This window comes from Clostridium sardiniense (assembly GCF_019753795.1).
Classification (GTDB): Bacteria; Bacillota; Clostridia; order Clostridiales; family Clostridiaceae; genus Clostridium; species Clostridium sardiniense.
Genome location: NZ_JAIKTU010000004.1, coordinates 198898 through 211090 on the forward strand (window position 1 = coordinate 198898; position 12193 = coordinate 211090).

The following is a 12193-nucleotide window of genomic DNA, read 5'->3' on the forward strand; positions in this document are numbered from 1 at the left end:
TCCTATAAGCTTAAATATTGATTTTTATATTTAATTAAAACTGATTGTGGAATATAATCTCCATCCGTACTATAACTTATATTATTTTCTCCTATTGGTACTTTAAAAAAGCTACTGAATATATCAATATACCCACTAGCATTTTTTCTCTCCCCATTTGATTTTATAATCTCAACTCTTGTATTTCCGTATGAAGTGCATATATACAACATTTCCCCATCATTAATTTTTTCATTTACTTTTATATATTCCTTATTATTTAAAGTAATCTTAGGATTCAATGCAGGAGCAGAAAAATACATTTCAATAGGTGCTTCCATATGCCCTGTATTTATAAAACTAATTTCATTAGGTCCTTTTCTTGCAAATTCAATGCCTTCACTGGATAACTCAAATTCAAATTCAAAATTACTTTCCCAAGTTTGAATATTAACTAATGTTTCTTTTTGATCTACCCACAAAGGATATGCAGCATTAAAATTTATCATAAAACTTTCTAATTGTTCTGTTGATACTCCAACTGAAAATACTGGCACAACTTCTGGTCTTAATACAATTTCTTTATCTATATAATCACTTGTATATTTAAGCACTACATCATCTAATGGATTTAAAATAGACACAAGTTGATTTCTTATCGTCTCAACCTGCGCTCTATTATCTCCTATTATTATTCCTTCTAGAATTATTTCTCTCTCACTTAAAGATGTAGAATTTATAGTCTGCCCTAATTGATTAACTCCCTTTATCTTTTGAAAATCACCTTGAGGAGCACCTTCATTAAAATTAGTACATATTATTCCACTATCTTTTAATCTACTTTGAATACTAATCTCTTTATTATTTTTTAAATTAATAATTTTAATTGTACTATCCATGCCACTCCTCCTTAATACTGTAATTCCCTCATGCTTCTTTTAGTTGCTTTAGCTACCTCATAAGGACTATCAACTCTACCATAAAAATTATTTGTTACTTGTATATCTCCAGTGCCTTTATTATAACTAGCATTTTCATCAGCTGTTAATACTCTTTCCCCTTTATGAAGTCTTGCTAAGTATCCATCAAAAGGAACATTATCTAATCCATTATAATGAAAATTAGGAGCTTTTTGAATTGATCCACCTACCCAATCAGTAAATGATTTTATAGGATGATCTATAACATATTGAACATTATCTCTCCATGCATCTTTTACCCAATCAAATATGCCTTTATTTTGTTCTGATTTAGGCTTAACAGGATTATTTTCTACTGCATCCTTATTCTTTTTATATTCACTATCTATAACAGTAAAGTTTATACGACCATTCTTTATATCGTTTTTTATATCGTCTTTAGCTTTTATAGGATTTCCGTAAATACGATTAACACTTTGCTCCCATAACCCCGTTATTTCCCCTGTTGAATCATCAACTTCAACATAGCACTTCTGCATACTCTTCGTTACATTATTATAAATCTCATAATATCCCGTCTTACTTATTTTTTCTAAGCCATCTAACTGTTTTGAGTATTCAACTAAGTTTTCAGCATTTTGCTTTTGTTGCTTAGTCATAATCTCCCCAGTAGCAGTATTTATATATTGATCTAATTGTGGATATTTATCTTTTGCTGCATCTATATATCCTTGATATTTATCATTCTCTTTCTTTACTGAATCACGTTTTAAATTTTCCAATTTAAGAATTTCAGCATCTGCATGCTTTTGTGTTTCACTATCCATCTGAGAATAACTTAATTTTATATTTTCTATTTGTTTATCATACTTTGTCTTTACACTTTGAACCTCTGCATCTCTAGCCTTATCCTTTTCTTTTAACAGATTTGATAACCCAGTCATATCTAGATTATTCATCCTAGCATTAAAATCTGCTTGTGCTGCTAATAATTCATCATTATTTTTTACTGTATTATTCATCTGTATTGTAGCTGCTTCATCAAGCAATTTATTAATTTCATCCTGCTCTTCTTTTTTAATATCTCTATGTTCTTTGGCTGCGTTTTCATAAATTGAATTAGCTTTCTTTGATAATTCATTAATCTTTTCAATTTGCTGCGACTGTGATTTATTAAAGAACTCCATTAATTTTTCTTCATTTTCATCTAACTTTCCATCATCAGCTTTAAATGCTTCTGCCATTTCTTTTTGCGTTTCCGGAGCTCTCTCTTTTATTTTCGCTATAGTTTCATCAAATAATTTATTTGTCCTTTGCTTTAAATTATTTATATCAGATTCACTTATAACACCATCTAATCCATTTGCATGCGCTAAATCAAACTTTAATGTAGCTACCTTATCTGAAAGTTCTGTTAATGCTTTCTTGGTTTCAGGTGATATTTTATCGCTCCACTCTTTATGCCTTATATTCATTTTATCCATTTCCTCAGCTGATAAAGCATACTGTCCATTTAATGCTAGTAAAGCATTCCCGACTAATCCTAATTCCTCTTTAGTTTGTAAACAACTACTTGACATTACTTCTGTATTCTTTGTATATAAATAAACTCCACCTGCTACCGCTCCTAAAATCCCCACTAAAGGTAATGCTACGCTCGCTACTGATCCAAACCCTAAAGCAGCAACTCCACTTGCTGCACCTGATGCTTGAGTAGCTACCGCTAACCCTTCTGTAGCAACTGTAGCACTCTTCATAACAGCTCCTGTTGCAACCGTTGCAGTTTTAAGTTTCTTAGTAAGATCAATTAACTTTACAAATCCACCTGTCAGTTTTCCAGTAACACTTAAAACTGGTCCAGCCGCTATTGCTACTGCTCCAAACTTTAAAATAAGTTGTTGTGTTTCTGGTGTTAATTCACTAAAGCTATTGGCAAGACTTCCTACCCCTTTAGCTACATCTGTAATTAAAGGTGCTATAACTTTAAATCCTTTTATAGCCGCTTCTTCTAAAGCTGATTTCATTTCAGCTAAAGAACCTTTAGCATTATCAGCCATAGTTTTCGCCATCTTTTCAGTTGCACCTTCTGATTTATCAATAGATTCTGCTAGTTTATCAAAGTCGCCTTGAGATGCATTTATTATAGCTAACCAACCTGACATAGCTTGCTTACCGAATATTTGAGCTACAGTAGCTGTTTGAGTAGCTTTTTCTAGATGTCCTAACCTTGATCTTAATTCTCCTAAGAACGTTCTGAAAGATTTCATTTTTCCATTACTATCTGTAACTGATATATTATATCTCTTCATAGCAGCGTACATACTATCAGTTGGTTTAACCAAGTTAGTCAATCCAGCTCTTAATGATGTGCCGCTTTGCGAAGCTTTAATTCCTGAGTTAGCCATTAAACCTATAGCTAGTGCAGTATCTTTGACATTATATCCTAATGCTCCTGCTACTGGTGCTGCATACTTAAATGTTTCCCCCATAAGATTTACATTTGTATTGGCATTACTACTTGCGGCCGCTAGAACATCAGTAAACATAGCAGTGTCTTTAGCTGTTAATCCAAAGGCTGTTAATGCATCTGTTACAATATCAGATGTTCTTCCTAAATCCTCACCACTTGCTATAGCTAAATTTAATACCGGTTCTATACCATCAAGCATATCCTTTGATTTCCAACCAGCCATAGCCATATACTCCATAGCTTGACCTGCATTCGTGGCACTAAATTTAGTTTTAGATCCCATTTCTTCTGCTTTAGCTTCTAGACTTTTAAATTCATCTCCTGTAGCTCCACTTATAGCTGATACCTTATCCATTTGCGCTTCGAACTCAATACCAACATGAGATGCAACTGTTGCAATACCTGCAAGTGGTAATGTTACATTTGTTGTCAAAGTTGAACCAACGCTTTTTAATCCATTAGATGCCTTTCCTAACTTTTCACTCATTTTCGTTAAATTAAATTCTTTAAGCTCTTTATTTGTTTTATTTAAAGCTTTCTGACTTTGTAATAATTCTGCTTGCCATTCATTTAATTTAATCTTTTGATTATCTAGCTTTTCTGTTGTAGCTTGAATTTTTTTCTTATTATTTTCAAACTTCTCATTTAAGTTACTTAACTTATCTGCTAGTTTCTTTGTCTGCTCTGCTTCCTTACCATAGGTCTTTTCGGCTTCCTGATGTTTTTTAGTTACCTTCTCAATAGTACTCTTTAATTTATCATTCTTTTGCACATACTTTTGTAATCTATCTTCTATCTTTTTATAAGCTTCTTTATTTATATCTATAGCTCTTGATTGAAGTTTCATTTTTTCAGTTAGTTCACGCTGCTTATTAGTTAATGTTGCTGTTTTATTCCCTAATAGTTCAGCACTTGACCCAGCAACTTTAAAACCGGACTCTGTTAGCTTTAGCTCCCTCTTAACACCTTCCATCTGCCTTTCAAAGTCTGAACCTTTTCTTGATGCTGTATCTATTCCATTTGAAAATGGCAATAAATTAGCTTTTATATCAACAACTAATGGAGCTAGTGCAATTCCCATCTACTTCTCCTCCTTTCCTTGAAATTTTCCTATAGCTTCATAATCAGCTTTAGTTTGAGTTAATCCCCATAATGTTTCTAGAAACTCTTGTCCTTTTTCAGTTCCTTTTAAACCACTTAACCAAGCATCTTTTCTGTACAATAAAAAAAGTGAATATGGCAGGTTATAAATCTCATTGAAATTTAAACCTGTATATTCACTTACCGCTTTTATATCAGCAGTTTCACAATAATACTGTTCTTCCCATTTTTCACTAGGGAAATATTTATTTACTATAGCTTCCCCTATTTTTCCTCTTGGTAAGGGGATTCTAAGTTTGGGTTTATTTCTTTTTTACTAATTGAATCAATCATCAAATTATAGACAGCTTTTATTCCAAGGAAAGAAAAACTATCTAAATCCTTTTGAGTAAACTTCTTACCATTTTCATTGTTATTTAAGAAGTCTAATATTAATTCAGCTTGTATTTTTTCTGATTTTTCTTCTACTACTCCCTCACTAGCTACATACTCTTGGAATGCCCTAACTCTCTTTGCAATACTGTAGGTCGCTTCATTCACCTTCACCATTTCACCATTTATTTTAATATCCATCTTACTATTATTTATTAAATCTAAATCTAGCACTTAAACATTCCTCCTATAATTCTTGCTCAAAACTTGCTAAGAAGTTCTTTATATATTCCATAGCTTGTATTTCTGCATTTATACTAACCTCTTTATCTGCAAAATCTAGTGCAAATCCATTACCACCTTGTCCAATCATAGTAAATCTTAAATGCTTACCATTTTCCTCATGCACAAATCTCACAAGTACATTTTTAAGTGATCCCCCACCTCCAAATGTTAAAGTTCTCTTTGTCTTTTCTTCATTCTCTGTAATCTTTGCAGTTGATAATAATGCCAGCTTATTTAAATCCCATGAAATAATCCCAGTCTTAGCTGTTAATTCTTCATCTGTAATAAATGATTTAACTATTCTTCCATATTGATTTTTAACATCATATCTCTTAGGCTTGTAATCAATACTGAATCCTGAGTTACAATGTCCTACATTATGAACATCTGTTTCTATTTCTACATCTTTCGGAATAGCATCACCTGTAAATTCATACATATATAGTTCTCCTGCTCCAACAATTATTGGCTTATCTGTATTTGCCATGTTATCTCATCCTTTCTATTCTTTAAATTTGATTATAAAAATAACGCTATTCTCAAACATTTGTAAATCGTCTCTGAATAACGTTCCTCCACCGCTTCTAGTGGCTTTAAATGCTATGTTCTTGTAAAATTTAAATTTACTATCGCTTTCTTTATTAATAAATATTTTTTCTAAGCACTCCTCTATAGCTTCTACCTCATCATAATCACTCCAAATTATTTTAATTTCAAGCTGTGTCTGGCTAATATAATCCTTTATAATCGGAGTATAAGAATATACCAAAGAGGGCTTAGATATATCTGTTGTATATAATGCAAAAAATCTATCTTTTCCAACTAATTTAACTAACTCTTTATTATTATTTAAATATTCTACAATTGTATTTTTTATCTTAATCCCTCCGTCAAAATATTCTGTATCATAGGTATGCTTCTAATCTTAGCATTTTCTAAAAATGGTTGTGGTCTTTGCCCTACTGTCTTGTGCCAGCCATCATACTTTCCACCCTCAGCTTTGTACTTCCATGGTGTTGTTCTCCCTTTCCCGTCTTTAGCATAAATTCCTGTACCTTGATGTACATAAGGAGCATACTCCATTGTATTCCCTACCCTTCCTATAACCTCACTAAAAACGATATTAACATCATGTCCCATTGCTGCTCTTAATGGACCTTGATCAACTGGACAGTTTTTCTTTGCTTCTCTTTCAACTACTAAACATACCTTATTTATGTTTTTCATAATTTGTAATCCCATTAACTTCTTAGCTTTTTCACAGCTGTTTACAAAATTACTAGACATTTTCTATCACCTTTAAAAATACTTGATTTAACCTTCCTTGTGGGTTAACTCCTTTAATCGAATATACTCTACTTCCATCTTTAATCCTATTATTGCCGCTAATATTCTTATTAAATGTTAATGCAATATGAGAACTTTCATTGTACATAGCATTATTCGTATTAACTCTGCTATCTGTATTGTAGATAGCTATTAAGATCTCATCTGTATCTACCCATGTCTTTTTTCGAGCCATAGAAGGTGTAGTTATCTCTCTAAGCTCTTGTAACGTAAGTTTTTTCATATCTCCATTAATACTCATGATAAACACCTCTCACCACGACAATTTTTTAAATTTCCTTATTTTCCTCTTCAAGTCTTTAGGCCAGTCTCTAATGAATGTCTGAGATACACCACTATAACTCTCACTCGATATACCCTCATTGCCTAATTTATTACACTTGATAATAACTAACTCAATCAAAGCTCCCTTTAAACCTTCAGGCATTTCAGATAAATTCGTATAGTCTAATATATCAAATTGACTTTCTTCGATTAAATCTAATATCACCATAACATCCTTATTTCTTGCTGCTACACTTCTTCTTCTTATCTTCTCTACCAAAATATTCTTATCCATTACTATCACCTACAAAAACAAGAGTAGATATTAAATCTACTCTATTTTTTAAACTTAGCTAAAACAACCTTACTAGGGTTTGATACCACCGCTGTATAAAATTCATCTGCACTTACAACTGTAGTTCTTTTTAATGTTTGTCTTTCCTTTTCAACATTTACATTTCTCTTTAAGTAAATTGTTAAAGCTGGTACCTCTTGATTTTGTATATTATCTTCTTGATTTTCTTCTAATATTATAATTGGACAAGAATAAAAAGCGCTTGTTGAATCTAAGACTACCTTCTTACTTGGAACTACTCTTACTCCAGCTATATTACCAATTTCACCAGTCATCATTACATTATTATTGTATTTATTTGCATCAATAAAATCTGGATCTTTTCTTAAAGTTGTAACTTGCTTTGGATTTACAAACATAATCTTTGGTTTTTGAGTTTCTTCATCAAATAAATCTATTGCATCTACAACTCCACTATATGCAATTTTAGCACTTGAGCCATCGTAAGTTAATGTTTTAACTGCTAATAAAGCACTCATACAATCATTATCCACTTTAGCTGCTAAAGATTTTGATAACTGTCCTGTTGCTTGTCCTAAAGGATCACCATAACCACTTAACAGTGCTTCATCAGTTAATGCAACTGCTTTCATTGCCTTCTTTACTTTCGCTTCTGTAGTTGAAGTTGTTAATATTGTTGTTCCTGCCTCTACGCCTTCTGCAACATCTTCAGCATCTCCAATGTATGCATAAGCTGGTACTGTTATAGTATCTCCCGGCTTTCCTTGTAATGTAGTGTCAATTTTAGCAAATGGTGTTACTACTATCTTTTTACCTATTTGCCCATCAATCATATCTGCCATAACTTGTGGGTCTATTAAATTTTCTAATTTTGTTGTTCCTGCTGCCATATCTTATTCCTCTCCTTTTAACGTATTATATAATTCTGGATCATCTTGATTTAATTTAACTCTTTCAAGATATCCCATTTTATTAAATTGATCTCTTGTAATTGTAGTAGGTTTATTATCTGGATTAGGTGGTGTTCCTCCACCTAAAGTAACCTCAAACATATCTTTATATGTTTCTTTAAATCCTTTAAGTTGTTCATCTAATCCTGTTACTGTTCCATCCTCATTTATTACTAGCTTATCTCTATCAAACTTACTAGATAACAAATCAGAATGTTTAGCCTTAGCTTTAGTTAATGCGTTACTAATAGCACTATCTAAAGTTAAATTTCTTATCTTTGTATCACTATCTGTTTTTAAAGTTTTGATAGTATCTTCATGCTGCTTAATTGTCTTTTGAAGTTCTTCATTATCAGCATTATTTTTCTTTAAATCTTTGATAGTAGTGTTAGCAGTATTAAGTTGTTCTTCTAAATCTTCTTTTTGAGATTTTAATTTACCTATTCTGTCATCTGCCTTTTCCTCTGTTGTTGTATAAATTTTTTCTTTGCTCATAGCTTTTGTAATTGACTTTATTTGTTCATCACTTAACCCTTGAGCTTTTAATAATTCTTCAAAATTCATTTTAAATACCTCCTATATTTACGCTTTTATACGAGTTTTGCTTCTCTAATATAGTTTACTTATTTCTTCTTTTACGCCTTGAATAAAGTTAAAAAGGCAAAATAAAAAAGCCTTACTTCTAAGACTCATTTACCTTTCAACTTTGTAATTTTCCCATTTCTTATAAGCATCTACATAAGTTTCTTTCTTATCTCCATTATGCGTAATTTCATAATACATACCATCTGATACTATAGTACTTACAAGAGCCTTATTGTTTTGTAAAGTCTTACAACTCCATACAATAAAAACGTCCTCCTCAGTAATCTGTTTCTTATCTGTCTTATCTGCATGTTCATTGAAATAATTTACTACAATCTCTTTGCATAGTTTTAAAAATTCTTTACTTCCCATTTTCAAACAACTCCTTTCTTATAATTTAATCTTCTATCCTATCAATTCCATATTGAACAGCTACTTCGTGTTCAATTTTACATCCTCTTGCATCTTTCCAGCCCTCACCAAAATAAGCAACATCAGCTGTAGCAAGTAACATTATAGATTTACCAATATAAGCTACAGGCTTATTACCTACAGGCTTATAATCCTTAAAGAAGGAATCTATTAACTCTATTGGTTCTCCTATAGTTCTTTCTGCTTTAATACGAATTTCTTCTCTTGCTTTCAATATTTCTTCATCTGTAAGACCTCTCATTGGTTGAGATATAAATAATTTTTTCATTATTCAACTACCTCCCAATCTTCTCTAGAAACATTAGAGAATGTAAAATAAACATCTTGAGTTTCTCTAATATCTAATACTCTTCTATCTTTGCAATGCATAAAGATAGATTCTTTCTCATTGTCCCAAACCCAATATCCTTCCCACTCTGGAAGTTTTACTTTCTTGCCTTCTTTCATAGCTTTTAATGCTAATCCAAATTTCATATCTAATTCTCCTTTCTAATTCTCCTTATTCATCATATTGGCAAACTTCATAGTTCTTAAACTAGCTAAAGCTAAATCTTTACTAATTAAATTAATACAATCCCTATCCTTAAGTTTCTTACCAACACTCTCAAGCTTACTTTCTAACCTTACTTTATCCATCATAAAAAAAATCACTCTCCAAACATATCTTTTAATCTTTTCATTTCTAATCTATTTTCTTCTGTTAACACTTTAAGCTTTTCTATATTTTTTAAGTATTTTTCACTATTGACATACATTCTAGATGCATTTACCATTAATTTTTGCATTTTTAATTGTCTCTGTTCTATTCTGTTGTTTAAATAGTACGAAATATATTTAGTATTACAATTAGGACAATTAAAATAAGCTCTTCTTACATCTCCTTCTACCTTCTCTATTAATAAGTCAATTTCAAATTCTTTATTACACTTATCACAATTAACTTTCATAAAAAACCTACTCCTTTATTCTATGACTGGTAAATAAGTACATCTGCAATTCGGATGTACTGGTAATATAGGTCTACTTGATAATGTATATATCTCACCATGCATTGATGCACATCTTGGACACGTTCTCTCATCTTCCGCTGCCCAGAATTCTACTTTTTTACATCCAGCATCTTTATACGCTTGGAATGAACTTTCATTTAATGCATGCATTGTTTCTGTTCTAACAAGCCTGTGTGCTACATTAAAACCTTCATTCATTCTATTGCTAAGTTGTATAGCCATTTCTGTTACTGTCTTACCTTGTGTAAGTCCATTTGTAAGTATATCATTCATATTCATAGCTAACATCTTTGTATTTTTCCATAGTCTTTCAGAAAAGTTGCTCCCAAGCCATGGTTTATTTAACATATGCTCCATTATTTTTTTGTTAGGCATAGAGTATTCAATCTCCCCTAACGCTTTCATAATACTTTCATAGTTCAATTTAATACCTTTATGCATATTTTCTTTTCCAAAGCTTTCAACATTGCTTCCAAGTTCTTTAATTATTATATTTATATTTTTTTGTAACTTCGAAAGTCTATTAAACTTATACATATCTGAACGTGATGGGGTAGCAGTTTTAATCTTTTCTGTAACCCTGTATATCTCATCTGATATACTTAAAGATGCTTCTTGATACATTTCTAATAATGCCCTATTTTTTTCTTCTAATGAATTGTATATATCCCACGTCGGCTTAGCTATTCTTTTCTCCCAGTATTCAGAATTCCTACTCATCTTCTCCACCTACTGGTATTTTATCGAAGTCTACTCCAAAGTCTTCTTTTTCTTTATTAAGTTGCTCAAGCTCTACTTCAACGTCTTTAACCCAAGGATGATTAGCAAGTATTGTTTTATTGCTTATTACTCCTTTAGATTCAACACAATTGCTTATAGTCTCCGCTTCATTAATAGTTATATTTTTATTAAATATAACTTCCAACTCTTCATTACTATAACTTCCTTGACTACTCTCTGATAGATAAATATTTATAAAATATAGAAGTTCTTCAAATCCTCTTTTAAAAAGCACTTCTAAAGAATTACACTTTAAATCTATTCCACTATATAAAAACTTAAGTGCTATACCTGATGGTGCTGAACCAAATTTATCTAAATCTTTATTTACACCTTGTCCACACTCATTAATATCTCTTTTAAGTTGTTCGTAATGTGCTTTTATAGCTTCTATATCCATTTGAGGATTAAGCACATCCACTCCTCCTTCAAGTACATCATCTATGCTTATAGCTCTATAATAATTAAGATTATCCACAAACTCGCCTAAGTCTTCTCCACCATATCCTTTTAGAACATAAATAAGATTCTTTACCTCTTCTATATAATTTGCAACTTCACTTCTGCTTAGATCATAGTTATCAATTAGACTTTTAACAAACTTTATATCTGGAAACTCTATTCTATTATTTTTAAATGCTATAAAAGGCACTCTATTCCATACTGCATATTCACTATTACCTGCAATATTTTTCTTATAGTGTCCTATGTCTCCAGCTATATCAAGGTATTTTTCACTATCAAGCATTATCTGCTCTCCATCCTTTATATAGTACTCAACCTTATCCGGATACCATATTTCAATTTTAGTTATTGTTTTCTTATTAATACCCTCATAAACTATTAAGTCATACAGTCTTATTAATCTATCTAGCCTTTTATGTCCTCTATCGCTCCATATAGGTATTATTTGTTCCGATGGAATAACCATAGTGTCAAGCTTACCATCGTCATTAATAAATACATGTAACCATCCTATCCCTTTGTTAGATGCTTCATATCCAAGTTCATTAAATATATCTTGAAAATATTTTGTTAATGTATCTTTAACCTTATTTATATATACTTCATTCTCACCTTTGAAGGTATATGGCTTAGTTAATAAATAGCTTACTTTTTCATCTACTAAGTTTTTGTATAATGAATGAGCTAATTTATTGTTGGCCTTAAATTCTGCTTCTACATCACCTTTTTCAGTATGCTGAATGATCTTTCTTTTTAATATATCATTATCAACCTTATAATACTGTTCACCAACAAGCATAAGTTTTCTATTATCTGAACTTAAAAAATCTTGTATTTCTTCTTTTAACCATTGAATAGTACTCATAGGTCCTTTAGTTGATACTGGTCTTCCTAATCCAAACATAAACATTCTACTC

17 protein-coding genes are annotated in these 12193 nt (G+C 31.2%); all 17 read right to left on the bottom strand.

Annotated elements, in window-relative coordinates:
* Window positions 1-2: 2 nt before the first annotated feature.
* Window positions 3-878, bottom strand: coding sequence for a phage distal tail protein (locus K5V21_RS06070; RefSeq protein WP_221859957.1), 876 nt, complete (start codon window positions 876-878; stop codon window positions 3-5).
* Window positions 879-889: 11 nt separating this feature from the next.
* Window positions 890-4450: a phage tail tape measure protein gene (locus K5V21_RS06075; RefSeq protein WP_221859959.1), complete on the bottom strand. Its 3561-nt coding sequence runs from the start codon at window positions 4448-4450 to the stop codon at window positions 890-892.
* A complete protein-coding gene (locus K5V21_RS19340; RefSeq protein ID WP_245000657.1) occupies window positions 4451-4591 on the bottom strand; it encodes a hypothetical protein in 141 nt (46 codons plus the stop codon).
* Between the two features lie 143 nt (window positions 4592-4734).
* Window positions 4735-5076 carry a hypothetical protein gene (locus tag K5V21_RS06085; protein WP_221859961.1) on the bottom strand — a complete coding sequence of 114 codons (342 nt, stop codon included), beginning with the start codon at window positions 5074-5076 and terminating at the stop codon, window positions 4735-4737.
* Between the two features lie 13 nt (window positions 5077-5089).
* On the bottom strand, window positions 5090-5614 hold the full coding sequence (locus K5V21_RS06090) for a hypothetical protein (protein WP_221859963.1): 525 nt from the start codon (window positions 5612-5614) through the stop codon (window positions 5090-5092).
* 386 nt (window positions 5615-6000) lie between these two features.
* A complete protein-coding gene (locus K5V21_RS06095; protein ID WP_221859965.1) occupies window positions 6001-6414 on the bottom strand; it encodes an HK97 gp10 family phage protein in 414 nt (137 codons plus the stop codon).
* Window positions 6407-6715 carry a hypothetical protein gene (locus K5V21_RS06100; protein WP_221859967.1) on the bottom strand — a complete coding sequence of 103 codons (309 nt, stop codon included), beginning with the start codon at window positions 6713-6715 and terminating at the stop codon, window positions 6407-6409. Before K5V21_RS06100 ends, K5V21_RS06095 begins: the two co-directional genes overlap by 8 nt.
* A gap of 12 nt (window positions 6716-6727) precedes the next feature.
* Window positions 6728-7033, bottom strand: coding sequence for a phage head-tail connector protein (locus tag K5V21_RS06105; protein WP_221859969.1), 306 nt, complete (start codon window positions 7031-7033; stop codon window positions 6728-6730).
* Between the two features lie 41 nt (window positions 7034-7074).
* Window positions 7075-7944 (bottom strand): N4-gp56 family major capsid protein, encoded by an 870-nt coding sequence (locus K5V21_RS06110; RefSeq protein ID WP_221859971.1) that lies wholly within the window; start codon window positions 7942-7944, stop codon window positions 7075-7077.
* A gap of 3 nt (window positions 7945-7947) precedes the next feature.
* Window positions 7948-8568, bottom strand: coding sequence for a phage scaffolding protein (locus K5V21_RS06115; protein WP_221859974.1), 621 nt, complete (start codon window positions 8566-8568; stop codon window positions 7948-7950).
* Between the two features lie 129 nt (window positions 8569-8697).
* On the bottom strand, window positions 8698-8961 hold the full coding sequence (locus K5V21_RS06120) for a DUF6275 family protein (protein ID WP_221859976.1): 264 nt from the start codon (window positions 8959-8961) through the stop codon (window positions 8698-8700).
* 25 nt (window positions 8962-8986) lie between these two features.
* Window positions 8987-9289 (bottom strand): DUF4406 domain-containing protein, encoded by a 303-nt coding sequence (locus tag K5V21_RS06125; protein ID WP_221859978.1) that lies wholly within the window; start codon window positions 9287-9289, stop codon window positions 8987-8989.
* Window positions 9289-9495, bottom strand: a complete 207-nt coding sequence (locus tag K5V21_RS06130; protein ID WP_221859980.1) for a Thoeris anti-defense Tad2 family protein — start codon at window positions 9493-9495, stop codon at window positions 9289-9291. The genes K5V21_RS06125 and K5V21_RS06130 overlap by 1 nt, the downstream gene beginning before the upstream one ends.
* Before the next feature lie 15 nt (window positions 9496-9510).
* Window positions 9511-9660 (bottom strand): hypothetical protein, encoded by a 150-nt coding sequence (locus K5V21_RS06135; RefSeq protein WP_221859983.1) that lies wholly within the window; start codon window positions 9658-9660, stop codon window positions 9511-9513.
* An 8-nt stretch (window positions 9661-9668) separates the two neighbouring features.
* Window positions 9669-9968 carry a hypothetical protein gene (locus K5V21_RS06140; RefSeq protein ID WP_221859985.1) on the bottom strand — a complete coding sequence of 100 codons (300 nt, stop codon included), beginning with the start codon at window positions 9966-9968 and terminating at the stop codon, window positions 9669-9671.
* Between the two features lie 15 nt (window positions 9969-9983).
* Entirely contained in the window at window positions 9984-10751 is a 768-nt protein-coding gene (locus K5V21_RS06145) for a minor capsid protein (RefSeq protein WP_221859987.1), read from the bottom strand.
* Window positions 10744-12180, bottom strand: coding sequence for a phage portal protein (locus tag K5V21_RS06150; RefSeq protein ID WP_221859989.1), 1437 nt, complete (start codon window positions 12178-12180; stop codon window positions 10744-10746). The genes K5V21_RS06145 and K5V21_RS06150 overlap by 8 nt, the downstream gene beginning before the upstream one ends.
* Window positions 12181-12193: the final 13 nt, after the last annotated feature.